Genomic DNA, 26,875 nt, shown 5'->3' on the forward strand with positions numbered 1-26,875 from the left:
CAGCCGTCCCTGGGGGGAGTTCGCATGTACGGACAGATGCCTGCCGAGTCCGCGCCGAGACCCGGCGGCGGCCCGTCCGCCGGGACCGTCGCCGTCCGCGTGCTCGTGGCGGCGGCCGTCGTCCTCTCCCTCGGCCTCCTGGCCTGGGTGGCGATGCTCCGCCTCGCGATCATGCGCAGGACCGTCCTCGACTGGGCCCTCTTCTGGACCCAGCTGGCCGTCACCGTCGGCTGCTTCTTCCTCCTCCAGGAGAAGTACGCGAACTCCTGGACGAGCGACGTCGGCGCGGGCCTCGTCCTCGCCATGGCCGCCGCCGTGACCTGGTACTACCTGGCCACGGACATCAAGCACCACCGCGCGCTCGCGGCACCGCCGGCGGGCCCGTACACCCTGCCCCACGCGCACACGCCCGCGCACACGCCCGCGCCCGCGTACGGCTACCCGTCCGTGAACCCCGCGGTGAACCCCGCCGTGAACCCGCCCGTGAGCCCGCCCGTGAATCCGCCCGCGAACCCGGCGACGGCCGTCACCGTCCCGAGCCCGTACGCGCCCCAGGGCCACGCCCCCCACCCGTACGCGAGCACCCCGCCCGCCCCCACCGGCCCCGCGAACACCCCCACGCCCCCGCCGTCCCCCCGCATCGACCAGGTCCGCGCCGAGCTGGACGAGCTCAGCGACCTCCTCCGCAAGGACGGCGAGAAGTGAACGGACGGGTCGTCGGCGGGCGGTACGAGCTCGCCACCGTCATCGGGCAGGGCGGCATGGGCCAGGTGTGGACCGCGTACGACACCCGGCTCGACCGCCGGGTCGGCGTGAAGCTCCTCAGCCCGGCCGCCCTCACCGGACCGCGCACCGCCGCCGACGAGCTGCGCCGCCGCTTCGTCCGTGAGTGCCGGGTCACCGCCCACGTCGACCACCCCGGACTGGTCACCGTCCACGACGCGGGCAGCGACGGCGACGACCTGTACCTCGTCATGCAGTACGTCGAGGGCGCCGACCTCTCCGACCACCTCGCCGAGCACGACCCCTACCCCTGGGAGTGGGCGGTCTGCGTCGCCGCGCAGCTGTGCGCGGTGCTCGCCGCCGTCCACGCGGTGCCGATCGTCCACCGCGACCTCAAGCCGCGGAACGTGATGATCCGCCCCGACGGCACCGTCACCGTCCTCGACCTCGGCATCGCCGCCGTCCTCGACTCCGACACCACCCGCCTCACCCACACCGGCGAACCCATCGGCAGCCCCGCCTACATGGCGCCCGAGCAGGCCATGGGCGGCGCCGTCGGCCCCCAGACCGACCTCTACGCGCTCGGCGTCCTGCTCCACGAACTCCTCTCCGGGAACGTGCCGTTCGCCGGCTCCACCGCCCTCGGCGTCCTCCACCGCCACCTCTACGAGGCGCCCCTCCCGCTCCGCCAGGTCCGCCCCGAGGTCCCCGACGCCCTCGAAGCGCTCGTCCTGCGCCTCCTCGCCAAGGACCCCGCCGCCCGCCCCTCCGGCGCGCACGAGGTGTACGAGGCGCTGCTGCCCCTGCTCCCCGCGCGCGGCACCCCGTCGGGCCCCATGGACCCCACGCGCCCCTTCCTGCGCCCGCACGCCCCCTGGCCCGCCGCGCCCCGGTCCCCCCAGGCCCCGCCCGCCCGCCCGGCCGTCGCCGACCCGCGCGTCTCCGTCCCCGCCCAGGCCCAGGCTCAGTCCCACCCCCACCCCCAGCCCCCGCTCCCGGCGCACGCGCCCCGGGGCGCGGACGTGGCGGGGGCCGTGGAGGAGGTCAAGCGGCTCCTGGGCGAGGGCGCCCTCACCCAGGCCGTCGACATGCTCGGCGGGATCCTCCCGGCCGCCGCCGCCGAACACGGCGAGGCGTCCCCGGTCGTCCGCATCCTGCGCAAGCAGTACGCCTCCACCCTGCTGGACGACGGGCAGTACCGGCGCGCCCTGCCCGAGCTGCGCCGGCTCGCCGCCGACGACCCGGGCAACGTCCAGTTCCGGTACGACATCGCGCTCTGCCTGGAGCAGCTCGGCGAGACCGCCGAGGCGCTCGCCGCCTTCCGCGCGGTCCTCCCCGCCTTCGAGCAGGGCCCTACGCAGGACCCCGGCCGGGCCTTCGACATCCGGCGCCGCACCGGCCTGCTGCTCCTCGCGACCGGCCAGCACGCGGAGGGCCAGGCGGAGCTGCACCGGCTCCTCCTCGACGCGGAGCGGCTGTACGGGCCCTACCACCCGCTGGCGGCGGAGCTGCGCCGCGCGCTGGAGCACCAGCGGCAACTCGGGCGCCGCACCTGATCATTCCGGCCGATTCGCGGTGGTCGGAGGCGGAAGGGGTCGCGTACGGTCGGAAGGGTGACACTTCCTCAGGTCCAGCTCAACCACACCGTCATCCACTCCTCCGACCGCTCCGCCTCCGCCGCGTTCCTCGCCGGCATCCTCGGCCTCCAGGTGAGCGCCCCCTTCGGCCCCTTCCTCCCCCTCGACCTCGCCAACGGCGTGACGCTCGACTTCTACCAGGCGCCCGAAGGGCCCATCCAGGAGCAGCACTACGCCTTCCTCGTCCGCGACGAGGACTTCGACGCGATGATCGGCCGCCTGGAGGCGGCCGGGGTCACGTACTACGCGGATCCGAGCCACCACCAGGCGAACGAGGTCAACACCCTCTTCGGCGGCCGGGGCGCGTACTTCGACGACCCGGACGGGCACAACATGGAGATCATGACGGTCCCGTACGCGCGCGCGTAGCGGCCCCGAGCGGCTCGTAGCGGGTCGCTCCGGCGGGGTGCGTACAACCTTCCGGTCACGGAGCGGGTCTGGACTGGGCGAACGGCCGTACGATCCCGTTCGCCCCGCCCAGCCCGTCCGGACGTCCTGTCCGGACACGCCCCGCCCCGCCGGACGCTCTGTCCGGACCCGACCGGGAGATCCGCCCCGTGAGCCGTACCGCCTCCGAAGCCCTGCGCGCCGCCGCGTTCGGCTGCGCCGCCGTCGCCCTCGTCCTCTGCCTGGTGTACGACCGGGCCGACGGGCCCCGCTGGGACGTGCTGGGCGTGCTCGTCGCCGGCGCGGTCTGCGCCGGGGCGTGGGCCTTCGCGACCCGGGGCGCGCCCGTGCCCGCGCCCGGTCCGGCCGAGTGGCGGGGCCTGCCGTCCGTGCTGCCCCGGAACCGGGTGGACTGGTACATGGTCGCCGGCTCGCTGCTCGTGGCGGTCGCCCCCTTCGCGGCGTTCCGTTTCGCCGCGTTCGGCGAGGTGGACGAGGTGGCCGTGGCCCTCGGGGCCATGCCGCTGGTCTTCTGGGGCCTGGCCGTCGTCCCCCTGGTGGTGAAGCTGCTGGTCCGCCCGCTGTCCGAGCGGCACCGGCTGCTCGCGCAGGACGCGAAGGCGGGCCGGGTCCATGCCGTCCGGTTCGTGCTGGAGCGCGGCGAGTGGGTGCGGGTCATCGACGAGGAGAACCGCAGGCTCGTCGACCCCAGGCCGGACGTCACGCAGTTGCTGAAGCTCCGTGACGAGCGCGGCGACTACTACGGCACCCAGACCCTGCGTCCGGGTGTCCTGGGCCCGAGCCCCATCGGCCAGTTCTCCCTCTTCGCGGCGACGTTCAAGGGCGGGCCCGTCTGGGTCGTGTGGCCGGACCGCTGGCAGGCGGTCCTCGCGGCCGCCCGCCGGGGCGGCTCTCCGGCGTACCCCGTGGCCCTCGTCTCCGAGACGGGCGAGATGGTCTGGGGCTACTCGGCGATCAGCTGGTCCGACCGCTACCTCACCGACGAGGCGACCCGGGTCCCCACCGTCCCCGGCCAGGCGGCCCGCCCGCTCCGCCCCCGCCCCTCCTTCCACGCGCCCGTGCACGGGCGGATGTTCCTGTGCCTGGGGATCGCGCCGGCGGCCCTGACGCCGCTGCTCCTGGACGTGGTCTCCGGCGCGGCGAGCGCCTGGCTCGGCGCGCTGGCCGCCGTGGCCGTCGTCGTCGCCCCCTTCGTGGCCACCCTCGCCGACGGCCGCCACCCCGACCCCTCCCGCTGGCACGTCCCGCCGGTCCAGGACTTCCGCGTCCCGGGCTCGGGCGAGAGGTGGTAGCGGCGGCGTCCCAGGGTTGCTGCGCGGCGGCGAAACGGTTCCCCCAGGCGCCCGCGTAGCCGCTACCGCGTGCGAGGCCGGGGCAGGGCGTGCCACGCGAAGCGACGGGAGTTCCGGATCCAGGCGACCCACAGCAGGACCAGGGCCGAGGCACCCGCCACCCCCATGCCCGGGCCCAGCCCCGGAGGCCGGAACGCGCAGCTCACCGTGGCCGTCCCCGTGACCCGTACGGCGAGCAGACCCGCGTACGACTCCGCCTCCCGGCCGCCCTGGCAGGTCCAGCCGGGGATCGCGGGGGCGGCGATCACCGCCGTGCCGGTGACGGGGGCCGGGAAGCGGGCCGTGAGGCCCGACGGCGTGGGGGTCACGGCCGTCGGCGCGTGCGCGCGCAGTGCCGTCACCGCCGCGCCGAGGCGGGCCCGGTCCAGGCAGCCGACCTCGGCCGGGCCCCTGCCCGGCGGCACCTCGGGGCGGACGCCCGCGGCGGACTGGACGCCCAGGGAGGCCATCGCGGCCCGCCGCTTGGGGCTTCCGCCGAGGAGACGGACAGCGGCACCGTCGCCCAGCCGCGTCTCGCCCGTGCGCTCGGGCGCCCAGAGGAAGACCTCCGTACCGACCGGGCAGGCCCCGGACCGGGGCGGGCGGGTGTACACCCCGGCGCCCAGGAGGAGTTCCTGGTTGCGGAAGGGGTCGGGGCCCAGGGCGGGGGCGGGTCCCGGAGGCCGTAGCGTCACGAGCGGGAGCCGCGTGTCCGTCCGCACGACCTCGCCGTCCCGCCACCGTGCCCCGACCGCGAACAGCGCGTCGACGACCGGGTTGTCGAGGCTCTGGAGGTTGCGGCCGCGGGAGGTCCAGCCGCCGCCGAGGGCGGTGAGCAGTTCGGTGAGGACGGCGGGGGTGTGGCTGCTGTAGTAGGCGGCGCCCTGCCCGCCGAGGAGCAGCGGGTCGTTGCCCGCGACGCGCGGGAGGCCCGGGTCGGTGCGGTACGCGGGCCAGCCGTCGGCCGCCGCGAGGGCCGCCGCCCGCCGTTCCTGTTCGGGGCCGTGGGGCGGGTAGTCGTCGAGGTGGGCGAGGCGCCCGCGGTGCGCGTACGCCGTCGTCGCGGCGGCCTGGCCGAGGAGCGTGCCGGTGACGAGCAGCGCGGCGAGGACGGCGTACCGGCGGCGGCGGGGGAGGGCGAGCGCGCCCGCCACCACCGCGAGGCCCGCGACGCTGAGGAGGAGCGCCGGGCGGGTGGCGAGGCCGCTCGGGAGGGCGGCGGCCGTGAGGGCGAGGACCACCGCGCAGCCGGCCGCGAGGGGCCGCCGGCCGGGCGGTCCGTGGGCGAGACCGGCGTACGCGGCGATCACCAGCAGCCCGGCGAGGACGAAGGTCTGGCGGTACGGGCTGCCGTTGGGCGTGGCGAAGAGGTGCCACACCAGGTGCGTCGGCCCCCACTGGAAGGAGGCGGCCACGGCCAGGACGAGACCGGTCCACACCCACCGCTCCCGCCCCGGCACCTCCCGCCGGAAGGCGAGCGTCGCCGCGAGCAGCAGTACCGGCGTGCCGACGAAGACGGCCGGCGTGAGGAAGCCGTACGTCCCCGGCAGCAGCCGCGCCAGCGCGTCCGCCGCGCCCGCCGCCTCGAAGTCCCGGACGAGCCCCGGGTACGCCTGCCGCGTCGACAGGAACACGGGCGCGAGGACCGGCGCGGAGAGCCCCACCCCGAGGGCCACCGCCACGACTGCCCGGAGCAGGACCCGGGGGCGGAAGGAGCCCGTCGTCGCCAGGCGCGCGAGGAGGAAGAGGCCCGCCCCGAGCGTCGCCATGTAGGCGGTGTAGAAGTTCGCCGTCCAGCAGACCGTCACCGTCAGGACCGACAGCAGCGGGCGGACGCCCTCGCGGGACCACTCCGCCACCAGGCACAGCAGCGGGAAGGCGATCAGGCCGTCCAGCCACATCGGGTTGTACGTGCCCTCCACGAGCGACCAGCCGCACAGCGCGTACCCGGCGCCCAGCAGGGCGGACCACCACCAGGCGGGGGCGGTCGACAGGCGGCGCAGGAGGAACGCCGTCGCGGCCGCCGCCAGGGCGGTCTTGAGGACGGTCAGGGCGTAGAGCGCGTACTCGATGTCCGCGCGCGGGGCCAGCGCCACCAGCGGGGCGAGGGGGCTCGACAGGTAGGTGCCGTAGTCGGGGAGGAAGCTCGTGCCCCAGCCCGCCCGCCAGTCCAGCGGGAGACCGCCGTCGGCGCGGCCGTGCAGCAGGTCCCACAGGTGCGCGTGGAAGGGGACGAACTGGTTCGCCAGGTCGTTCACGGACCGGTGGCGGGGCCCGAAGGGGAAGACCCGGGCCGCCGCGTCCCCGGCGCAGACGGCGACGGCGGCGAGGAGTCCGGCCAGGACGCAGGCGGCGGCCGTGGCGCGGCGCGGGGCCTCCGGGCCCGGGTCCGGGTCCGCCGCGGACGGGGGAAGCGGCACGCTTCGCGGGGCGGTTCGCAGGGCGGTTCGCAGGGCAGTTCGCATGGCGGGTCGAATATCGCAGCGCCGGAGGGGCGGAAGGCGGCCGCCGCGGGGCAGTTCACGCAATGGTCGCCCCGTCGTCACCCCGCCGGGGCGGGAGGGTCACCGGACTGCCTTTGGGTGTCCGTTGTGCTGCTCTCTCTCGTCGTCCCCTGCTTCAACGAGGAGGACGTCCTCGCCCGCTTCCACACCCATGTGACGAAGGAACTCGACGCCCTGGAGGGCGAGTTCGAGATCGTCTACGTGGACGACGGAAGCCGCGACCGGACCCTCCCGATCCTGCGGGACCTCGCCTCCGCCGACCCCGCGCGGGTCCGCTTCGTCTCCTTCAGCCGCAACTTCGGCAAGGAGGCCGCCATGCTCGCGGGGCTCCGGCACGCCGCCGGCGACGCCGTCGTGATCATGGACGCGGACCTCCAGCACCCGCCCGAGCTGGTGCACCGGATGGTCGCGCTGCACGCCGAGGGGTACGACCAGGTCGTGGCCCGCCGGACCCGCGAGGGCGACCGGGTCACCCGCACCCTCACCGCCCGCCTCTACTACCGGGCGATCAACCGGCTCGTCGACGTCGAACTCGTCGACGGCGTCGGCGACTTCCGGCTGCTGTCCCGGCGCACCGTCGACGCGATCCTCGGGCTCGGCGAGTACAACCGCTTCTCCAAGGGGCTGTTCTCCTGGGTCGGTTTCCGGACCACGACCTTCGCCTACGAGAACGCGGTGCGCGAGGAGGGCCGGTCCAAGTGGACCTTCGGCAAGCTCCTCAACTACGGCCTCGACGGCCTCCTCTCCTTCAACAACAAGCCGCTGCGCGCCGCCGTCTACCTGGGGCTGCTGCTCGTCTCCCTCGCCCTCGCCTACGCCGGCTGGATCGTCGCCGACGCCCTCGCCCACGGCGTCGACACGCCCGGCTACGTCACCCTCCTCGTCGCCGTCACCGCCCTCGCCGGCGTCCAGATGGTCATGGTCGGCCTGATCGGCGAGTACGTCGGCCGCATCTACTACGAGGTGAAGCGCAGGCCCCACTACCTGGTCGCCGAGACGCACACGGGCCGCGAGAAGGACTCCGGGCGGGCCGACACCCGCGCGGCGGGTGCCTCGTTGTGGGAGACGGTCGTCCGGAAGTGACCCCCGTGACGCGGTGACGGGCAAGTTGTCTCCGCGAAGTAGTGGCTACGGTCCCGGCGACTCCCTAACATCGATCACCGCAAGGTCGTCCAACTGACGCACGACCAGCCCGGGAGGCTCCTTTGCACCGCCGCGACCGCCGCCACGACAGCCCCGCACGCCGCCGCACCGCGCTTGCCCTCTCCGCCGCGCTCCTCGCCGCGGCCCCGCTGCTCACCGCGTGCGGCGGCGACGCCCATCCGGGGGCGGCGGCCGTCGTCGGCGGCGAGCGGATCGACGTCTCCAGTCTCCAGGCCCAGGTGAAGGCGGCCCGGGACGCGCAGTCCGCGTCCCCGCAGTCCGCCCAGCTGATCGCCGCCACCGGCGACCTCGGCCGGCAGAAGCTCAACGGCATGATCTTCGACCGGATCCTCGACAAGGTCGCCGCCGACCAGGGCGTCAGCGCCAGCCGCGCCGAACTCCAGCAGACCCGCCAGGCGTTCGTCCGCGAGAACGGCGGCGAGGAGGGCCTGGAGGCCGTCCTGCTCCAGCAGCAGGGCGTCGCCCCCGGCCAGGTCGACGACGTCGTCCGGCGCAACGTCCTCATGACGAAGATCATCGAGAAGCAGGGGATCACCGAGACCCCCGAGGGCCAGCAGAAGCTCCAGGAGCTGTTCGCCGCCGCGTCGAAGTCCCTCGACATCGACGTGAACCCGCGCTACGGCGCCTGGGACGACGCCCGGGTCCAGCTCGACACCGGCGCCGACACCGCGCCCTGGCTCCTGGAGGTCACCCGGGAGCAGAGCGCCGCCGGGCCCGAGCAGCTTCCGGGCTGATCCCCCGCCCGGGGTAGGTTCGGGGGGTGAATCCCGAGAACCCCGGCCGCGTCGTCCTGCTCACCGCCAGCCACCGGGTGGCGCCCGGACTGCTGTCCTGGCCCGCCTGGCGGGCGCTGCGCGACGCCGACCGGGTGCTCTGCCCCGACGAGCACCACCCCCAGCTGCCCTACCTGCGGGAGGCGGGCGTCGAGGTCGAGCACGCCCGCCCCACCGCCGAGGAGCTGGTCGCCGCCTGCGCCGGAGGCCGTACCGTCCTCGTCCTGCCCTCCGGCGAGGGCGACCGCGCCCTCACCGACGGGCTCGCCCGGCTCGCCGGATCCGGCCGTCTCGCCATGCCCGACCTGGAGCTGCTGCCCGGCTCGTACGACCTCCCCGGCGCCCGCCTCCTCGACCTCGTCCAGGTCATGGACGTCATCCGGCGCCGGTGCCCCTGGTCCTCGCTCCAGACCCACCAGGGCCTCGCCAAGTACGCCATCGAGGAGTCGTACGAACTCGTCGAGGCGATCGAGACCGGCGACCGGCACGAGCTGCGCGAGGAGCTGGGGGACGTCCTCCTCCAGGTCGTCTTCCACGCGCGGATCGCCGAGGAGGACCCCGAGGAGCCCTTCTCCGTCGACGACGTGGCCGCCGGGCTCATCGAGAAGCTGATCCAGCGCCACCCGCACATCTTCGGCGACGAGACCGCCGAGACCCCCGAGGACGTCCGCGCCCACTGGCTGCGCACCAAGGCGGCCGAGAAGCGGCGCGACTCCGTGACGGACGGGGTGCCCGTCGGCCAGCCCGGTCTGGCGCTCGCCGCGAAGCTCGCGAGCCGGGTCCGCACGGCCGGGCTCGACGCGCCCGTGCCCCGGGGCGAGGGCATCGGCTACGAGCTGCTGGCCCTCGCGGCCCGCGCGGAGGCCGAGGGCACCGACCCCGAGGCGGCGCTGCGGGCGGCGGCCCGGGCGTACCGGGACGCGATCCGGGCGGCGGAGGGGCTGTGAAGGACCGTTTCGCGCACTGGCTGCGCAGACCGCCGTCCAAGGACACGACCGTCGAGGTGGTCCTCCTCCTCGGCATGTCGCTGGGCCTGTCGCTGTACGACGGCACCTGGGACTGGCTGCGGCCGATCGCCTGGCTGATGACGCTCTCGACGTGCGCGGAACTGCTGCGCAGGGCGGTCCGGCACCGCAGGGCGCGGCAGGCGCTCTAGTCCTCGCGGGGGGCGCGGGCCGCCGGGTCGTGCCAGCGGACGGCCGGGGGGCCCAGGAGCCATTCGGCGCGGGTGGCCGGGCGGGTGGTGAAGCGGCTCACCGGGGGGAGGGTGTCGTGGCGGGTGCGGGCCGGGTCGGCGCCCAGCTCGTCCAGGACCTCGGAGACCTCGGAGACGAAGCCGGGCGGACCGGCCAGGTAGACGTCGTGGTCCGGCCAGCGGCCGCAGGACCGCAGCGCGGTGAGGAGGCGTTCGGTCGCCTGGTCGCGGGGGTGGTGGGGGGCCGCGGTGATGTAGGTGACGCTGAGGCCGGGGAGCCGGGCGGCGAGCCCGTCGAGCTCCTCGCGCCCGTACAGGTACTCCCGGGAGCGGGCCACCGCGAAGATCCGGCCCTCGGCCCCCGGGTCGGACGCGGCCGCCTCCTCCAGGAGGGCCTTGACCGGCGCCCAGCCCGTACCCGCGCATATATACGTACGGAGACCGCCCGGGGCGGTACGGGAGGTCGTCGCCCCGCCGGCGGCGCTCAGCCGCAGCGTCTCACCCGGCCGGACCCCGGCGACCAGGGCCGTACTCATCGCCCCGCCCTTGATCCGGCTCACGTGCAGGTCGAGCGTGCCGTCCTCGCGCGGGGCGTTGCCGATCGAGTACGTGCGCCACACCCGCGGGACCCGGAGCGAGCTGACGCCGGCGTACTGGCCGGGGAGATAGGGGTACGGCCTCCGGGGGCGGAGGGTCAGGACGGCCAGGTCCTCGCCGTACCGCTCGTGGCCGACGACCTCCGCGTCCCACCAGGGGGGCTCCCCGGCGCCCGCGGACTCGTCCGCGCCCCGGAGCATGAGGTCGGCGACGAGGCCGTACGCCTCCGACCACGCCTTCTCCGCCTCGATCGTCCACGCGGGACCGGCGGCGTGCGCGAAGGCGGCGAGCAGGCTCTCGCCGACCGCCGCGTAGAGGGCGGGGGTGGCGAGGAACTTGCGGTGGTCGCGGCCGAGCCGCCCCAGATAGCCGGGAAGCCCCGGGTCGTCGAGGCTGGTCACCACGTGGGTGAGCGCCGCGAACAGGCGGTCGCGCTGCGGGACCATGTCCTCGGGGAAGAGCTCGCGCACGCCGGGGTTGCGCCAGAAGAGGTGCGAGTAGAAGTACGTGACGGCGTGCTCGGCCCGTCTCTCGACGACCGCGAACGTGCTTCTGAGCAAGGGGAGGTCCACGCGGGAAATGTAGGGCACGGGCCGTCACGGCGTGATCACCGGGCGGTGATCACGTCAGGTCGGCCGGAAGGGCGCGGGGCCCCGGACGGTACGGTCGGGGCGTGAGTGAAGGACCCGCCCCGATGCCCGATACACCCGGTACGCCTGGTACACCCGGTGCGCCTGGTACACCCGGCGCGACCCCCGCCGGGGCCGGCTGCCCCGTCTCGGGCGCGGGCCCGGACGGCGGCCCCGGCGGCGGGCCGGTGCCCGCGCTGTTCAGCTGGGAGTTCGCCACCGACCCCTACCCGGCGTACGCGTGGCTGCGGGAGCACGCGCCCGTGCACCGGACGACGCTGCCCAGCGGCGTCGAGGCGTGGCTCGTGACGCGGTACGCGGACGCACGCCAGGCCCTCGCCGACCAGCGGCTCTCGAAGAACCCGGTGCACCACGCCGAGCCGGGCAAGACCGGCATTCCGGGCGAGCGCAGCGCCGGGCTGATGACCCATCTCCTCAACATCGACCCGCCGGACCACACGCGGCTGCGGCGGCTGGTGTCGAAGGCGTTCACCCCGCGCCGGGTCGCGGCCTTCGCGCCCCGCGTGCAGGAGCTGACCGACCGGCTCATCGACGGCTTCGCCGAGCGGGGGAGCGCCGACCTCATCCACGAGTTCGCCTTCCCGCTCCCCATCTACGCCATCTGCGACATGCTCGGGGTGCCCGCCGAGGACCAGGACGACTTCCGGGACTGGGCCGGGATGATGATCAGGCACGGCGGGGGCCCGCGCGGCGGGGTGGCGCGGTCGGTGAAGAAGATCCGCGGATACCTGGCGGAGCTGATCCACCGGAAGCGGGAGGGCCTCCGGGAGGACGGGGCCGACGACCTCATCTCGGGGCTCATCCGCGCCTCCGACCACGGCGACCACCTCACCGAGGCCGAGGCCGTCGCCATGTGCTTCGTGCTTCTTTTCGCCGGCTTCGAGACGACCATCAATTTGATCGGTAACGGGGCTTATGCCCTGCTTCGTCACCCGGAGCAGCGGGCCCTCCTCCAGTCCTCGCTCGCCGCGGGCGAGACCGGACTCCTGGAGACCGGCGTCGAGGAACTGCTGCGGTACGACGGGCCGGTCGAGCTGGCGACCTGGCGGTACGCGACCACCGCCCTGACCATCGGCGGGCAGCCGATCCCGGCCGGCGACCCGGTCCTCGTCGTCCTCGCCGCCGCCGACCGCGACCCGGACCGCTTCGGCGCCCCGGACACCCTCGACCTCGCCCGCAAGGACAACCAGCACCTCGGGTACGGGCACGGCATCCACTACTGCCTGGGCGCGCCGCTCGCCCGCCTGGAGGGACAGACCGCGCTCGCCACCCTCCTGACCCGCCTGCCGGACCTGCGACTTGGCGTCGATCCGGACGAACTGCGGTGGCGCGGCGGGCTCATCATGAGGGGATTGCGGACGCTTCCGGTGGAGTTCACCCCTTCCGCACCCCCGCAGGGCACGTGACGGCGTGTCAGAAATGTGATCTTCACGTGATCGCGGAGCCATCGACTTGTGACGGACGTTCGAATGCGGCTACGTTCGCGCCTACGTTCGGCGCCACCCCAGCCGTTCCCGCACTCCCCCGCCGTCACGCGAAAGGCCCCGACATGCTTTCCGGAAACGGACGACACCGTCGACCCCGCCAGGCTCCCGCGCTCGTCGTCACCGCCGGAGTGACCGGATCCGCCCTGGCGCTGCCGCTGCTCGCCACCGGCTCCGCCTCCGCCGCCGACGCGGCCACCTGGGACCGGGTCGCCGCCTGCGAGTCCGGCGGCCAGTGGAGCGCCAACTTCGGCAACGGCGCGTACGGCGGCCTCCAGATGACGCAGGAGGCGTGGGAGCGGTACGGCGGACGCGCGTACGCCCCCAGCCCCGACCTCGCCAGCCGCGCCCAGCAGATCGCCGTCGCCGAGAAGGCGCTCGCCTCCGGCAGCGCCGACTGGGCCACCTGCGCGCCCATCGCGGGCCTGAAGAACGACGGGAAGCCCACCGGCGTCCAGCCGGGCCCCGCCGTCCAGGAGGAGGACGAGGGCGGAGTGGCGCCCGAGTCGAACTGGACCGGCGGCACCTCCGCGTCGGCCTCCGGGTCCGCCTCCACGCCCGCGGCTTCCACGCCCGCCGCCTCCGCGCCGTCGAAGGCTCCCGCGGTGGGGGAGAAGGCCGAGAAGGCCGCCGAGAAGGCCGCGGAGAAGAAGGGGACCGCCACCGCCCCGGCGACGCCCACCGCGCCCGCCGGCTCCGCCACGCCCACGACCCCGCCCCCCGCGGGCACGGTCACCCCGCCGGCGAGCACCGCCCCGGACGCCACCCCGGACACGCCCACCGGCACCACGCCGGGCACCCCGGGCACCCCGGACGCCTCCACGGGCACGCCCGGCACCCCGGGCACCCCCGTGACGTCCCCGGACGCCTCGGAGACGCCCCTGGCGCCCACTGCTCCCACCACTCCCACCACCCCCGTGACCCCCGGTACGGACGGGTCTGACGTGTCGTCGGCCACACCCGGAACGGGCAAGCACCGGGGCGACGCCGCCCCGGAGGAATCCGGCGTAACGGACGCATCGCTGGAATCCGGGCGTCATGCCGTAGCAGCGGACAAGGTCACCTCAACCCCCGTCAAGGCGGACGTAAGCGACGCCTACACCGTGCGGCCGGGTGACAGCCTGTCGGAGATTGCGCAGGAGAACGATCTTGCGGGCGGCTGGGACGCCCTCTACGACGCCAACCGCCATACGGTCGGGGTCGATCCGGATCTCATCCTCCCTGGTCAGAGCCTTGAGCTGACGGTCCCTCCGTCGGAGAAGTGAGGCCGTTTCAGGGGCTTATGTCCGATTTTGGGAAAGTGAGACATGGGTCTCTTCGTCCCAACTGGCGTGTCACGTCCGCAAACTTTGCTCCCGTCAGCTCTCACCTGCGCAAACGAGGGCTGACGGAGTGCAAGTAAGGGCGTTTTGTCCGTCGTAAGCCTCTTTGAACTTCGAGCACCTGTGTGTCTACGGTCGACACCGCTCGCCACCGCGGGCCCCGTCGACCGAAACGCCGAGTCCTGCCGTCGGTCGCCGGGAATTGTCGTCGCGAAAGCGCCGTAGGCAGGAGTGGGGGACCCAAGGTTTGCGCCGGTCCCGGCCGTCGAGACAGACGGCCGATCGACCGGCTAGGGGTGAAGCCGCGTGCAAGGACACGCGGCCGGGCGCACTCTTCAAGCCCGAACCCGACAGCTCACCTCACAGGCGTCGGTGAAGAGGAATCTCATGCTGTTCTCCGGCACGGGCAAGCGTCGTCGTCCCTCCAAGGCCACTCGCGTCGTCGCCCTCGTCGGCGTCACCGGTGCGGCCGTCGCCGCCCCGCTGATGGCCGCCGGCACCGCCTCGGCCGCCACCGCCTCCGAGTGGGACCGCGTCGCCCAGTGCGAGTCCGGCGGCAACTGGTCGATCAACACCGGCAACGGCTACTACGGCGGCCTCCAGTTCTCGGCCTCCACCTGGGCCGCGTACGGCGGCACCGCCTACGCCTCCACCGCCAACCAGGCCAGCAAGTCCCAGCAGATCGCCATCGCCGAGAAGGTCCTCGCGGGCCAGGGCAAGGGCGCGTGGCCGAGCTGTGGCGTGGGCCTCTCCGGCGCCTCGTACGACGGCGGTTCCGCCGAGTCCGCTCCGCAGCAGAGCGCCCCCGAGCAGAACACCCAGCAGAGCGCCCCGAAGCAGAGCGCCCCCGAGCGCTCCACCGAGCAGCCCGCCAACCGCAGCGAGCAGCGCCAGGCCCCGAAGAAGGCCACGCAGCAGCAGGCCGCCCCGCAGGCCGCCGCCAAGAAGACCGTCACCACCCCGACCGGCAAGACGGTCAAGAAGGGTGACGGCGAGTACAAGGTCGTGGCCGGCGACACCCTCAGCAAGATCGCCCAGGCGCAGGGCGTCGACGGCGGCTGGGCCGAGCTCTTCGACCTCAACAAGGACGTCGTCGACAACGCCGACCTGATCTACCCGGGCCAGCAGCTCCACCTGAAGTGAGCCCCGCGGCACCCGTGAGTCCGGCGGCTCACCGGTGCCCGACGACCCTCCCGCGGTGACCACCCCGGTCCCGAGCCCCCTTCCCCCGTGGCTCGTGACCGGGGTTCTGCCGTTACCGTCCAGTAGATCCCAGGGCTTTCGTCCCTCGATACGTGCTCTTGGGCCCTTTTTCGTCCCAGGGGACGGGCGGTCGGCTGGCCGGAGCGCCGGAGCCGGTTAGGCTCATGTCGCAAGGCGAACGAGACCTTGCGACCCATGCGTCACACCTAGCGTCACATCCCAGAAGGAGATGCTCGTGCCGTCCATCGACGTCGTCGTAGCCCGGGAAATCCTGGACTCCCGAGGCAACCCCACGGTCGAGGTCGAGGTCGGCCTCGACGACGGCAGCACCGGCCGTGCTGCCGTGCCGTCCGGTGCCTCCACCGGTGCGTTCGAGGCCCTGGAGCTTCGCGACGGTGACCAGAACCGCTACCTCGGCAAGGGTGTCGAGAAGGCCGTCCTCGCCGTCATCGAGCAGATCGGCCCGGAGCTCGTCGGCTACGACGCCACCGAGCAGCGCCTGATCGACCAGGCCATGTTCGACCTGGACGCCACCCCGGACAAGTCCTCGCTCGGCGCCAACGCCATCCTCGGCGTCTCCCTCGCCGTCGCGCACGCCGCCTCCGAGGCCAGCGACCTCCCCCTCTTCCGCTACCTCGGCGGCCCGAACGCGCACCTGCTGCCCGTTCCGATGATGAACATCCTCAACGGTGGGTCGCACGCCGACTCCAACGTCGACATCCAGGAGTTCATGATCGCCCCGATCGGCGCGGAGTCCTTCTCCGAGGCCCTGCGCTGGGGCACCGAGGTCTACCACACCCTCAAGGGCGTCCTGAAGGGCAAGGGCCTCTCCACCGGCCTCGGCGACGAGGGCGGCTTCGCCCCGAACCTCGGCTCCAACCGTGAGGCGCTCGACCTCATCCTGGAGGCCATCAAGCAGGCCGGCTACGTGCCCGGCAAGGACATCGCGCTCGCCCTCGACTGCGCCGCCTCCGAGTTCTACAAGGACGGCAAGTACGAGTTCGAGGGCAAGGCCCGCTCCGCCGCCGAGATGACGGAGTACTACGAGGAGCTCGTCTCCGCGTACCCGCTCGTCTCCATCGAGGACCCGCTCTTCGAGGACGACTGGGCCGGCTGGAACGTCATCACCGAGAAGCTCGGCGACAAGGTCCAGCTCGTCGGCGACGACCTCTTCGTCACCAACCCCGAGCGCCTCGCCCGCGGCATCGAGGAGAAGTCCGCCAACGCCCTCCTGGTGAAGGTCAACCAGATCGGCTCGCTGACCGAGACCCTCGACGCCGTCGAGCTCGCCCAGCGCAACGGCTTCAAGTGCATGATGTCCCACCGCTCCGGCGAGACCGAGGACGTCACCATCGCCGACCTCGCCGTCGCCACCAACTGCGGCCAGATCAAGACCGGCGCCCCGGCCCGCTCCGAGCGCGTCGCCAAGTACAACCAGCTGCTGCGCATCGAGGAGATCCTCGACGACGCCGCCGTCTACGCCGGCCGCAGCGCCTTCCCGCGCTTCAAGGGCTGATCGCGGGGGCCGACGGGCCCCGGCACCGTAGTTCCGTCCGTCCCCGCACCCGGTCCCGTACCGTGTGCGGGGACGTACGTATGACCAGGGGAGGCGACACCGCATGGCCGTGAAGAACGGGGACCGGTTCTCCACCGCGACCCGGATCAGGCTGCTCGGCGAGCAGACCGCGGCCCGCGTCTACCGCTCCCAGACCCGCCGCCAGGCCCGGCGCTCCCGGCTCACCGGCCGCGCCGCCTTCCTCGCCCTCGTCGTCTGCTCCCTCGTCGTCGCCCTCGCCTATCCGATACGGAGCTACGTCTCCCAGCAGGGCGAGATCGCCGACCAGGAGCGCAAGGCCGCCGAGGCCGCCCGGCGGGTCGAGGAGCTCCGGGACGAGAAGGCCCGCCTCCAGGACCCGGCCTACGTCCGCCGCCTCGCCCGCGAACACCTCCACTACGTGCTCCCCGGCGAGACCGGCTTCACCGTGAACGACCCCGGGGCGGCCGACCGCCCCCGCGCCGACCAGGGCACGGCAGACCGCCCCTGGTACGACAACCTGTGGGACGGCGTGGACCACGCCGACCGTCCCTGACGACGCCCGACACGACCCCACGAACAAGGCAGACATGCACACGCCCCCTCCGCAGACCGAACGCACCGAGCCCACCGAGGCGGACGTCGCCGCCTTTGAAGCCCAGCTCGGCCGGCCGCCGCGCGGCCTGCGCGCCATCGCGCACCGCTGCCCCTGCGGCAACCCGGACGTCGTCGAGACCGCGCCCCGGCTGCCCGACGGCACCCCCTTCCCGACCACGTACTACCTCACCTGCCCCCGGGCCGCCTCGGCCATCGGCACCCTGGAGGCCAACGGGGTCATGAAGGAGATGCAGGCCCGGCTCGCCACCGACCCCGAGCTCGCCGCCGCCTACCGCGCCGCGCACGAGGACTACATCGCCCGGCGCGACGCCATCGAGGTCCTGGAGGGCTTCCCCAGCGCCGGCGGCATGCCCGACCGCGTCAAGTGCCTGCACGTCCTCGTCGGCCACTCGCTGGTGGCGGGCCCGGGCGTCAACCCGTTCGGCGACGAGGCCCTCGCGATGCTCCCCGAGTGGTGGGCCAAGGGCCCGTGCGTGACGCCGTGCGGGGACGAGAAGGAGTCCGCGGAATGACCCGGGTCGCCGGAATCGACTGCGGTACGAACTCCATCCGCCTCCTCGTCGCCGACATCCACCCGGAGACCGGCGAGCTCGTCGAGCTGGACCGGCGGATGACGATCGTCCGGCTCGGCCAGGACGTCGACCGGACCGGCCGGCTCGCGCCCGAGGCGCTGGAGCGCACCTTCGCCGCCTGCCGCGCGTACGCCGCGGTCATCGAGGAGCTCGGGGCCGAGCGGCTCCGCTTCGTCGCCACCTCCGCCTCGCGCGACGCCGAGAACCGGCAGGACTTCGTCGACGGGGTCGTCGCCATCCTGGGCGTCGAGCCCGAGGTGATCACCGGCGACCAGGAGGCCGCGTTCTCCTTCGCGGGCGCCACCGGCGAGCTGCACGGCGACGACCGGCGGCTGGTCGTGGACATCGGCGGCGGCTCCACCGAGTTCGTGGTCGGCAACCGGCACGTCGAGGCCGCCCGCTCCGTCGACATCGGCTGCGTCCGGCTCACCGAGCGGCACGTCCGGCACGACCCGCCGACCGCCGAGGAGGCCGAGGCGATCCGCGCCGACGTCCGCGCCGCCCTCGACCTCGCCGCCGGGACGGTGCCGATCACCACCGCCGACACCCTCGTCGGCCTGGCCGGATCCGTCACCACCGTCGCCGCCATCGCCCTCGGGCTGCCGGAGTACGACTCCGAGAAGGTCCACCACTCCCGGATCTCCGCCGCCCAGGTCGCCGAGGTCACTGCCCGGCTGCTCGCCTCCACCCACGACGAGCGGGCCGCGATCCCCGTCATCCACCCCGGCCGGGTGGACGTGATCGTGGCCGGAGCGCTCGTCCTCCAGGAGATCGTGGAGCGGGTCGGAGCGGCCGAGGTCGTGGTCAGCGAGCACGACATCCTCGATGGGATCGCTCTATCCGTGGCATAGCGGGCAGCTATCGAGGGGTCCCGCGGCACCCCGCCGGAGCAGCTTCGTGAAGTTCTTCACAAGGAAAGGGGTCCTGATGGCACCCGAGGGGGGTCTTCGGGCCTCCCGAGGGGGTCCTCAGGACCCTTTCGCAGGCGCGGAGGCCACTTCGCTCGAAGTTTCCATCGTGTGAACGGGCCCCCTGGTTCAGCGTTAACGGGGGCTCTCCTGGCCAGTTCAGCAGCGGTGAACAACGTTCACCAGTGCATTCCGGTTCCTTTGCAGGACCATGACGTGGATCACGTGGGCGGCGGAGTGTAGCAGAGCACCCCGGAGAGCTTGTGAAGGGGCGCACGAGGTACCCCCCACCACTGGGTGGATACTCGATGGCATGAGCACCACGGAGCGTCCCAGGATCCTCATCGTAGGCGGCGGGTACGTTGGCCTGTACGCCGCGCGGCGCATCCTCAAGAAGATGCGTTACGCCGAGGCGACCGTCACGGTCGTCGACCCGCGGTCGTACATGACGTACCAGCCCTTCCTCCCCGAAGCCGCCGCCGGCAGCATCTCGCCGCGCCACGTCGTCGTCCCGCTGCGACGCGTCGTGCGCGGAGCCGAGGTGCTCACCGGCCGAGTCACCACCATCGACCAGGACCGCAAGGTCGCCACGATCGCGCCGCTCGTCGGCGAGGCGTACGAGCTGCCCTTCGACTACCTGGTCATCTCGATGGGTGCCGTCTCCCGCACCTTCCCGATCCCCGGCCTCGCCGAGCAGGGCATCGGCATGAAGGGCATCGAGGAGGCCATCGGTCTGCGCAACCACGTCCTGGAGCAGCTGGACAAGGCCGACTCGACCACCGACGAGGAGGTCCGCCGCAAGGCCCTGACCTTCGTCTTCGTCGGTGGTGGCTTCGCCGGCGCCGAGACGATCGGCGAGGTCGAGGACATGGCCCGCGACGCCGCGAAGTACTACACGAACGTCTCGCGCGAGGACATGCGCTTCGTCCTGGTCGACGCCGCCGACAAGATCCTCCCCGAGGTGGGCCCCAAGCTCGGCCAGTACGGCAAGGAGCACCTGGAGTCCCGCGGCATCGAGATCTACCTGGAGACCTCCATGGACTCCTGCGTGGACGGCCACGTCGTGCTCAAGAACGGCCTTGAGGTCGACTCCAACACCATCGTGTGGACCGCCGGCGTCAAGCCGAACCCGGCCCTCGCCCGCTTCGGCCTTCCCCTCGGCCCCCGCGGCCACGTGGACTGCAACGAGAAGCTCCAGGTCAACGGCATGGACTACGTCTGGGCCGCGGGCGACAACGCCCAGGTCCCGGACCTGGCCGCGATCAAGGCCGGCGTCCCGGCCGAGCGCGCCTGGTGCCCGCCGAACGCCCAGCACGCCCTGCGCCAGGCCAAGATCCTCGGCGACAACGTGGTGTCCGGCATGCGCGGCTTCCCGCAGAAGGACTACAGCCACGCCAACAAGGGCGCCGTGGCCGGCCTCGGCCTCCACAAGGGCGTTGCCATGATCGTCATGGGCAAGGTCAAGATCAAGCTCAAGGGCCGTCTCGCCTGGTACATGCACCGTGGCTACCACGGCATGGCGATGCCGACCTTCAACCGCAAGATCCGCGTCTTCGCCGACTGGACCCTCGGCATGTTCCTCAAGCGCGAGGTCGTCTCGCTCGGCGCCATGGAGACGCCGCGCGAGGAGTTCTACGAGGCCGCCAAGCCGGCCCCGGCCCCCGCCGCGGCCAAGCCGGCCCCGGAGAAGGCCAAGGCGTCGTAACACCCCCTCGGCAGCACCCCAGCAGTACCCAGGCAGTACCTCAGCATTACCTCGGCAGTACCGAAGGGCCGTCCGTCATCCGTGGTGCGGGCGGCCCTTCGGCGTGTTTTGAACACTTCTTGCGTCGCGGCGGGATGGGAAATCCCTACCGACGGTGTTCCCTTGGTGACGGACAAGTCTGGGGCAAGGACCACGGAGGTGTTTCACCATGGCCGACGCCGCGCCGCGGCTCGCGACTCTCGCCGAGGATCTGCTGGGAAGTCCCCTCCCCGTGCGCCTGCGCGCGTGGGACGGCAGCGAGGCCGGCCCGCCGGGCGGCGGACCCGTGCTCGTGATCCGGGACCGCAGGGCGCTGCGCCGCATGATCTGGAAGCCCGGCGAACTGGGCGTGGCCCGCGCCTGGGTGGCCGGCGAGCTGGACGTCGAGGGGGACCTGTACGAGGCCCTGGACCGGCTCTCCGGGCTGCTCTGGGAGCGCGGCGAGGAGTCCGGCGGCCTGCTCGCCTCCGTACGGGATCCGCGGATCCGGGCCGCCGCCGCGGAGCTGCTGCGGCTCGCGGGTCCGCTGCCGCCGCCGAAGCCGCCGGCCGAGGAGGCCAAGGGCCGCGGCGGGGTGCGGCACAGCAGGCGCAGCGACAAGCGGGCGATCAGTCACCACTACGACGTGGGCAACGACTTCTACGCGCTGGTGCTCGGCCCGTCGATGGTCTACTCGTGCGCCTACTGGGACCCCGAGGGAGCCGCCGGGACCCTGGAGGAGGCCCAGCGGGAGAAGCTGGACCTGGTCGCCCGCAAGCTGGCCCTCAAGGAGGGCGACCGGCTGCTCGACGTGGGCTGCGGCTGGGGCTCGATGGCGATGCACGCGGCCCGCGCGTACGGCGCCCGGGTCGTCGGCATCACCCTCTCCCGCGAACAGGCCGCCTTCGCCCGCAAGCGGATCGCCGAGGAGGGGCTGGCCGACCGGATCGAGATCCGGGTCCAGGACTACCGCGACGTGCCCGACGGGCCCTTCGACGCGATCTCCTCGATCGGCATGGCCGAGCACGTGGGGGCGGAGAAGTACCGGGAGTACGCCGACCTCCTGTACGGCCTCCTGAAGCCCGGCGGACGGCTCCTGAACCACCAGATCGCGCGCCGCCCGGAGCCCGACGAGGAGGCGTACCAGGTGGACGCCTTCATCGACGCGTACGTCTTCCCCGACGGCGAACTCGCCCCGATGGGCCGCACCCTGACGACCCTGGAGGACGCCGGCTTCGAGGTCCGCGACGTGGAGGCGATCCGGGAGCACTACGCGCTGACGCTGCGCCGGTGGGTGGCGAACCTGGAGAGGGAGTGGGACCGCGCGGTCCGGCTGACCTCCCCGGGCCGGGCCCGGATCTGGCGGCTGTACATGGCGGCCTCCGCGGTCTCCTTCGAGCGCAACCGGATCGGCGTGAACCAGTTCCTGGCGGTGAGGACGCCGGTGTCGGGGACGAGCGGGGTGCCGCTGCGGGCGCGGGAGTGGACGGAGCGGTAGGAACGGCACAGGGCCGGTCCCCGTGCGGGGACCGGCCCTGTGGGGCGTGGCGCCTGAGCTACTGGGCCTTGATGGCGGTGAGCATGTTCAGGCGGGCGGCGCTGCGGGCCGGCCAGAGGGAGGCGAGGACGCCGACCAGGGCGGCCAGGAGGAGGAAGACGCCGATCCGGTCCCAGGGCAGGACCAGGCCGTAGCCGGGCAGGCTCGACTCGAAGGTCTTGCCGAGGGCCCAGGCGAGGAAGGTGCCGAGGCCGATGCCGACGACCGCGCCGAAGACCGAGATCACGACGGCCTCCAGGCGGACCATCCGCTTCACCCGACGCCGGTCGAGACCGATCGCCCGGATCATGCCGATCTCCTGCTGCCGCTCGAAGACGGACATCGCGAGGGTGTTGACGACGCCGAGGACGGCGATGATCAGGGCCATCGCGAGCAGGCCGTACATGATGTTCAGCATCAGGTTGATCTGCCCGCCGAAGGTGTCCCGGATGTCCTTCTGGTCGAGGACGGAGATGGCCGGGTTGTCGCCCAGGGCCTTGATCAGCGCCTGCTCGTTGGCGTCGCTCGCGCCGCCGTCGGTGGAGACGAAGATCTGCCCGATGTACTTCTGCGGGTCGTGGGCGTCGAGGATCTTCGCGTCGACGAGGACGGGGGAGACGAACTCGCTGTCCTTGTAGATGGCGCCGACCTTCAGCGTCCCCTTCTTCTTGTCCAGGTACTCGACCGGGACGGAGGCGCCGACCTTCAGGCCGCGCTTGTCGGCGGTCTTCTCGGCGACGGCGATCTGCCCGTCGGCGAGGGTGCCGAGGGAGCCCTCGGTGACCTCGACCTTGAGGACCTTCTCGATGTCGCCGGGGGTGACGCCGGAGGCGGAGACGTACGAGCCCTTGATGTCGAAGGCGCCGGCCTGCTGCGGGGAGACCGCGGTGACGCCCGGGGCCTTCTCCAGGGCCGCCAGGGCCTCGGCCGAGAGGCCGTCGCCGCTGGCCATGGAGACCATGTAGTCGGCCTTGATCTGCTCGACCGTCATCTTGTCGAGGGCCTGGCCGGCGCTGACGCCGAGCACCGAGAGGCCGGTGACCAGGGTGAGGCCGATGGCGAGCGCGGAGGCGGTGGCGCCGGTGCGGCGCGGGTTGCGGACCGCGTTGAGGCCGGCGAGCTTGCCGGAGATCCCGAACGCCTTCACGAAGAAGGGGCGGATCAGGGCGATCACGGGCCGGGACAGGAAGGGGATGAGGACGATGACGCCGATGAGGGTGACGAAGGCGCCGCCCGCGATGGTCATCCGGCCCGTCTCGCCGCCCGCGTTGGCGCCGAGCACGATCAGCACGGCGCCGATCGCGGTGGTCGCGGCACCGAGGGCGTTGCGCACGACGAGCGACTTGGCGTTCGGGGTGGCGTGGACGCTGTTCATGGCGGCGACCGGCGGGATCTTCGCGGCGCGGCGGCCGGGCAGCCAGGCGGCCAGCATGGTGATGACGACGCCGACGCCGAGGGAGGCCAGGACCGGGGTGGCGCCGAGGACCAGGTCGCCGTCCGGGACCTTCATCTCGAAGGCTGCCATGCCGGAGCGCAGGCCGATGGCGAGCCCGATGCCGAGGAGGTAGCCGACGGCGGAGGCGACGAGGCCGACGATGCCGGCCTCGGCCAGGACGGAGCGGGTGATCTGCTTGCGCGAGGCACCGACCGCGCGCATCAGGGCCAGTTCCTTGGTGCGCTGGGCGACCAGCATGGTGAAGGTGTTGGAGATCAGGAAGATCCCGACGAAGAGCGCGATGCCGGCGAAGCCGAGCAGCATCTGGTTGAGCGCGCCGAGGCCGGACTCGATCTGCCGGGCCTGCTCGTCGGCCAGGTCGGCGCCGGTCTGGGCGGTGGCGGCCTTCGGGACGACCTTCAGGACCGCGTCGCGGAGCTTGTCGGCGTCGGCGCCGGGGGCCGCGGAGACGTTGAGGTCGGTGTAGTAGCCCGGCTTGAGGAAGAGCTTCTGGGCGACCGGGGCCTGGAAGACGACGAGGCTGCCGCCGGCGTTGACGGCGCCGTCCTCGGTGGTGAAGACACCGGAGAGGGTGTACTCCTTCACCGGGCCGTTGGTGGCGACGCGGACCGGGTCGCCGACCTTGTACCCGCCCTTGTCGGCGGTCTCCTTGTCGAGGGCGATCTGACCCGCCGAGGCGGGGCCGGCGCCGGTGGTGAAGGCGAGGGCCGGGTCCTTGCCGTCGGGGCCGGGGGCGAAGTTCGTGCCCTTGTTGGACCAGCCGCTGCCGATCAGCTTGCCCTTCGCGTCCGGCACGCCGGCGAAGCCGTCGACGCGCGGCTGGACGCCGGTGACGCCGCCGAGCTTCGCGACCTGGTCGACGGTGGCCTGGGAGAGACCGGGGTTCTTCGCGGCCTCCTCCGGGGTCGGCCGCAGGCTGACGGCGACGGCCACGTCGTCGTAGCTCTTCGCGGACTGGTTGCGGAACGCCTGGGAGAGGGTGTCGGTGAAGACGAGGGTGCCGGAGACGAAGGCGACGCCGAGCATGACGGCGAGCACGGTCATCAGCAGCCGCGCCTTGTGCGCGAGGACGTTGCGCAGGGCGGTACGGAACATGGGTGAGGTCCTGGAGGAAGGCGGGACGGAGGTCGGATGCGGGGCCGGGGCCCCCGGAGCGTGCGGCGCGGCGCGCTCGCGTCAGCTCGTACGGCCCTTGGCGTCGAACGCCTTCATGCGGTCGAGGACGCCGTCGGCGGAGGGGCGCAGCATCTCGTCGACGATCCGGCCGTCGGCCAGGAAGATCACGCGGTCGGCGTAGGAGGCGGCGACGGGGTCGTGGGTGACCATGACGACGGTCTGGCCGAGCTCGCGGACCGAGTTGCGGAGGAAGCCGAGGACCTCGGCGCCGGAGCGCGAGTCCAGGTTTCCGGTGGGCTCGTCGCCGAAGATGATCTCGGGCTGGGAGGCGAGGGCGCGGGCGACGGCGACGCGCTGCTGCTGGCCGCCGGAGAGCTCGGTGGGGCGGTGCTTGAGGCGGCCGGAGAGGCCGAGCATGTCGATGACCTTCTGGACCCACGCCTGGTCGGGCTTGCGGCCGGCGATGTCCATGGGGAGCGTGATGTTCTCCATGGCGGTCAGGGTCGGCAGCAGGTTGAACGCCTGGAAGATGAAGCCGATCTTGTCCCGGCGGAGCTGGGTGAGCTGCTTGTCCTTGAGGGTGGACAGCTCGGTGTCGCCGATCCGGACGGAGCCGGAGGAGAAGGAGTCGAGGCCGGCGACGCAGTGCATGAGCGTCGACTTGCCGGAGCCGGAGGGGCCCATGATCGCGGTGAACTCGCCCTGGCGGAAGTCGACGCTGACCCGGTCGAGCGCGACCACCTGGGTCTCGCCCTCTCCGTAGACCTTCGTGAGCTCCGTGGCGCGGGCGGCCACCGCGGTGGTGCGGGGCACGGTGGGGGTGGTGGTCACGAGGGGACTCCTGTCACGACGGTCGAGCGGATGAGCGGCAACCCGGTGTTCCGGGAACCACTCCATCGTTTCGAACGTTCTCGTCCCGGTCGTCCGTCCACGTGCCCGTTCCCAGGGCCCTCTCGGGTCGGACCGCGGAGCCCGCGCCTCCTCCTCTGGTATGACGGCGACCCTGATGGCGGACGTGACACACCTGCGGCGAGATCTGGTCAATCCAGGGGTGACCGCTTTGCGCCTGCGACCCCGGTCACAGTTCGCGAAAACCCCGCTCACCTGGGCTGACGCACCCTCAGACGTCAATAAAATAAGACAACATCGGGCGCTCGTTCCGCTGAACGAGGGAAGGGCCCCGATAGGCTCCTGTGCCAACGCGGAGCTTCGCGGCAACGCCCGGATGGTGGAATAGCAGACACGGCGAGCTTAAACCTCGCTGGCCTTCGGGCCGTACCGGTTCAAGTCCGGTTCCGGGCACCACCCGGGCCCCAGGCGCACGCCTGCGGCCCGGCGGACCGCCCCTTCCTCCTCCTTGGCCACTTCTGCCCGCAAAAGATCCTCCCCGAGCACTAGAGAGTTTCTTTTGCCTACGCATTACCCTTGACGCAAGGCCGCGCAGTGCGGCCGTCCATGGAGGAGTGAGATGAGGAGCAGCAACCCGGTCTTCTCGCGACGGGGGTTCAGCCGCGACAACGGCTACGCGGGCTTCAACGCGCAGCAGCCGCAGGCCGGGGGCCCCGCCGTCGGAACGAACCCGTACGCGACCGGCAACCCGTACGCCGAGGGCGCCACGGCCAACCCGTACGCGACCAACCCCTACGCGCCGCAGGACGTCCAGGCGGGCGCCACGCAGCAGGCGCGCGGCAATGTGATGACGATCGACGACGTCGTGAGCCGTACGGCCATGACGCTCGGCACGGTCGTGCTCACCGCCGTCCTGTCCTGGCTGCTGCTGCCGGTCGACCCCGCGAACCTCGGCAAGTCGTACGGCATCGCCATCGGCGCCGCGCTGATCGCGCTCGTCCTGTCGCTCGTGCAGTCCTTCAAGCGCAAGGCGTCGCCGGCGCTGATCCTGGCCTACGCGGCCTTCGAGGGCGTCTTCCTCGGAGTGATCTCGGCCGCCGTCTCGACGTACATCGCCGACGGCGTGGTCATCCAGGCGGTGCTCGGCACGATGGCGGTCTTCGCCGGTGTGCTGACCGCCTACAAGATGGGCTGGATCCGGGTCAACCGCCGCTTCACCGGCTTCGTGATCGCCGCGGCCATGGGCTTCATGCTGCTCATGGTGGTGAACCTGCTCTTCGCGGTGTTCGCCGGCGGTGACGGCCTCGGCTTCCGCAGCGGTGGCCTCGGCATCCTCTTCGGTGTCATCGGCATCATCCTGGGCGCCTGCTTCCTGGCCCTCGACTTCAAGCAGGTCGAGGACGGCATCACCTACGGTGCGCCGCGCGAGGAGGCGTGGCTGGCGGCCTTCGGCCTCACCATGACCCTGGTGTGGATCTACCTGGAGATGCTGCGTCTGCTGTCGATCCTCCAGGGCGACGACTGACGCACCCCGTGACTCGGGGGAAGGGCCCGTCCGGCACTCGCCGGGC

At 72.8% G+C, this 26,875-nt stretch carries 22 protein-coding genes, 1 tRNA gene and 1 riboswitch; of the genes, 19 read left to right on the forward strand and 4 right to left on the reverse strand.

Annotated elements, in window-relative coordinates:
- Positions 1-24 precede the first annotated feature (24 nt).
- The 4 genes from ACFXMG_RS27615 (at position 25) to ACFXMG_RS27630 (ending at position 4,060) form a co-directional block, all read left to right on the forward strand.
- Positions 25-705: a hypothetical protein gene (locus ACFXMG_RS27615; RefSeq protein WP_383817573.1), complete on the forward strand. Its 681-nt coding sequence runs from the start codon at positions 25-27 to the stop codon at positions 703-705.
- Entirely contained in the window at positions 702-2,279 is a 1,578-nt protein-coding gene (locus tag ACFXMG_RS27620; RefSeq protein WP_383817571.1) for a protein kinase, read from the forward strand. The genes ACFXMG_RS27615 and ACFXMG_RS27620 overlap by 4 nt, the downstream gene beginning before the upstream one ends.
- Positions 2,280-2,336: 57 nt before the next feature.
- Positions 2,337-2,729: a VOC family protein gene (locus tag ACFXMG_RS27625; protein ID WP_383817569.1), complete on the forward strand. Its 393-nt coding sequence runs from the start codon at positions 2,337-2,339 to the stop codon at positions 2,727-2,729.
- Between the two features lie 188 nt (positions 2,730-2,917).
- Positions 2,918-4,060: a hypothetical protein gene (locus ACFXMG_RS27630; protein WP_383817566.1), complete on the forward strand. Its 1,143-nt coding sequence runs from the start codon at positions 2,918-2,920 to the stop codon at positions 4,058-4,060.
- 62 nt (positions 4,061-4,122) lie between these two features.
- Here ACFXMG_RS27630 and ACFXMG_RS27635 read toward each other — a convergent pair whose 3' ends face one another.
- Complete coding sequence (locus ACFXMG_RS27635) at positions 4,123-6,564, reverse strand: YfhO family protein (protein WP_383817564.1); 2,442 nt, start codon at positions 6,562-6,564, stop codon at positions 4,123-4,125.
- A 126-nt stretch (positions 6,565-6,690) separates the two neighbouring features.
- On the opposite strand from ACFXMG_RS27635, the gene ACFXMG_RS27640 reads away from it, so the two are divergent.
- The 4 genes from ACFXMG_RS27640 (at position 6,691) to ACFXMG_RS27655 (ending at position 9,696) form a co-directional block, all read left to right on the forward strand.
- The gene (locus ACFXMG_RS27640; protein ID WP_383817561.1) at positions 6,691-7,686 is read left to right on the forward strand and encodes a glycosyltransferase family 2 protein; all 996 of its coding nucleotides are present in this window, start codon (positions 6,691-6,693) and stop codon (positions 7,684-7,686) included.
- Between the two features lie 122 nt (positions 7,687-7,808).
- The gene (locus tag ACFXMG_RS27645) at positions 7,809-8,501 is read left to right on the forward strand and encodes a SurA N-terminal domain-containing protein (RefSeq protein ID WP_383817559.1); all 693 of its coding nucleotides are present in this window, start codon (positions 7,809-7,811) and stop codon (positions 8,499-8,501) included.
- A gap of 26 nt (positions 8,502-8,527) precedes the next feature.
- Positions 8,528-9,487, forward strand: coding sequence for a nucleoside triphosphate pyrophosphohydrolase (locus ACFXMG_RS27650; RefSeq protein WP_383817556.1), 960 nt, complete (start codon positions 8,528-8,530; stop codon positions 9,485-9,487).
- Positions 9,484-9,696, forward strand: a complete 213-nt coding sequence (locus ACFXMG_RS27655) for a hypothetical protein (protein ID WP_383817552.1) — start codon at positions 9,484-9,486, stop codon at positions 9,694-9,696. The genes ACFXMG_RS27650 and ACFXMG_RS27655 overlap by 4 nt, the downstream gene beginning before the upstream one ends.
- Here ACFXMG_RS27655 and ACFXMG_RS27660 read toward each other — a convergent pair.
- Positions 9,693-10,904, reverse strand: coding sequence for a globin domain-containing protein (locus ACFXMG_RS27660; protein WP_383817550.1), 1,212 nt, complete (start codon positions 10,902-10,904; stop codon positions 9,693-9,695). The two genes, ACFXMG_RS27655 and ACFXMG_RS27660, sit on opposite strands and share 4 nt — an antisense overlap.
- 122 nt (positions 10,905-11,026) lie before the next feature.
- On the opposite strand from ACFXMG_RS27660, the gene ACFXMG_RS27665 reads away from it, so the two are divergent.
- From ACFXMG_RS27665 to ACFXMG_RS27705, 9 genes are all read left to right on the forward strand, one after another.
- The gene (locus ACFXMG_RS27665; RefSeq protein ID WP_383817547.1) at positions 11,027-12,388 is read left to right on the forward strand and encodes a cytochrome P450; all 1,362 of its coding nucleotides are present in this window, start codon (positions 11,027-11,029) and stop codon (positions 12,386-12,388) included.
- A gap of 143 nt (positions 12,389-12,531) precedes the next feature.
- On the forward strand, positions 12,532-13,731 hold the full coding sequence (locus tag ACFXMG_RS27670) for a transglycosylase family protein (protein WP_383817544.1): 1,200 nt from the start codon (positions 12,532-12,534) through the stop codon (positions 13,729-13,731).
- A gap of 264 nt (positions 13,732-13,995) precedes the next feature.
- Positions 13,996-14,172, forward strand: a riboswitch (cyclic di-AMP (ydaO/yuaA leader).
- Positions 14,173-14,175: 3 nt separating this feature from the next.
- Positions 14,176-14,931: a transglycosylase family protein gene (locus tag ACFXMG_RS27675; protein WP_383817541.1), complete on the forward strand. Its 756-nt coding sequence runs from the start codon at positions 14,176-14,178 to the stop codon at positions 14,929-14,931.
- A 289-nt stretch (positions 14,932-15,220) separates the two neighbouring features.
- Entirely contained in the window at positions 15,221-16,507 is a 1,287-nt protein-coding gene (eno, locus tag ACFXMG_RS27680; protein WP_383817538.1) for a phosphopyruvate hydratase, read from the forward strand.
- Positions 16,508-16,610: 103 nt separating this feature from the next.
- Positions 16,611-17,081: a septum formation initiator family protein gene (locus ACFXMG_RS27685; protein ID WP_383817536.1), complete on the forward strand. Its 471-nt coding sequence runs from the start codon at positions 16,611-16,613 to the stop codon at positions 17,079-17,081.
- Positions 17,082-17,115: 34 nt separating this feature from the next.
- Positions 17,116-17,655: a DUF501 domain-containing protein gene (locus ACFXMG_RS27690; RefSeq protein WP_383817534.1), complete on the forward strand. Its 540-nt coding sequence runs from the start codon at positions 17,116-17,118 to the stop codon at positions 17,653-17,655.
- The gene (locus ACFXMG_RS27695) at positions 17,652-18,566 is read left to right on the forward strand and encodes an exopolyphosphatase (protein WP_383817532.1); all 915 of its coding nucleotides are present in this window, start codon (positions 17,652-17,654) and stop codon (positions 18,564-18,566) included. The genes ACFXMG_RS27690 and ACFXMG_RS27695 overlap by 4 nt, the downstream gene beginning before the upstream one ends.
- 370 nt (positions 18,567-18,936) lie before the next feature.
- The gene (locus tag ACFXMG_RS27700) at positions 18,937-20,328 is read left to right on the forward strand and encodes an NAD(P)/FAD-dependent oxidoreductase (RefSeq protein ID WP_383817530.1); all 1,392 of its coding nucleotides are present in this window, start codon (positions 18,937-18,939) and stop codon (positions 20,326-20,328) included.
- Positions 20,329-20,536: 208 nt separating this feature from the next.
- Positions 20,537-21,844, forward strand: coding sequence for a class I SAM-dependent methyltransferase (locus tag ACFXMG_RS27705; protein ID WP_383817527.1), 1,308 nt, complete (start codon positions 20,537-20,539; stop codon positions 21,842-21,844).
- Positions 21,845-21,902: 58 nt separating this feature from the next.
- Here the strand turns inward: ACFXMG_RS27705 and ACFXMG_RS27710 are convergent, their stop codons facing one another.
- Both ACFXMG_RS27710 and ACFXMG_RS27715 read right to left on the reverse strand, forming a co-directional pair.
- On the reverse strand, positions 21,903-24,434 hold the full coding sequence (locus tag ACFXMG_RS27710) for an ABC transporter permease (RefSeq protein ID WP_383817524.1): 2,532 nt from the start codon (positions 24,432-24,434) through the stop codon (positions 21,903-21,905).
- Between the two features lie 81 nt (positions 24,435-24,515).
- Entirely contained in the window at positions 24,516-25,286 is a 771-nt protein-coding gene (locus ACFXMG_RS27715; RefSeq protein ID WP_383817522.1) for an ABC transporter ATP-binding protein, read from the reverse strand.
- A 388-nt stretch (positions 25,287-25,674) separates the two neighbouring features.
- On the opposite strand from ACFXMG_RS27715, the gene ACFXMG_RS27720 reads away from it, so the two are divergent.
- Positions 25,675-25,760, forward strand: a tRNA-Leu gene (locus ACFXMG_RS27720).
- A gap of 163 nt (positions 25,761-25,923) precedes the next feature.
- Positions 25,924-26,829: a Bax inhibitor-1/YccA family protein gene (locus ACFXMG_RS27725; RefSeq protein ID WP_383817519.1), complete on the forward strand. Its 906-nt coding sequence runs from the start codon at positions 25,924-25,926 to the stop codon at positions 26,827-26,829.
- The last annotated feature ends 46 nt before the right edge of the window (positions 26,830-26,875 follow it).

Origin of the sequence: Streptomyces sp. NPDC059201 (genome assembly GCF_042754585.1) — a bacterium.
Lineage (GTDB): Bacteria > Actinomycetota > Actinomycetes > Streptomycetales > Streptomycetaceae > Streptomyces.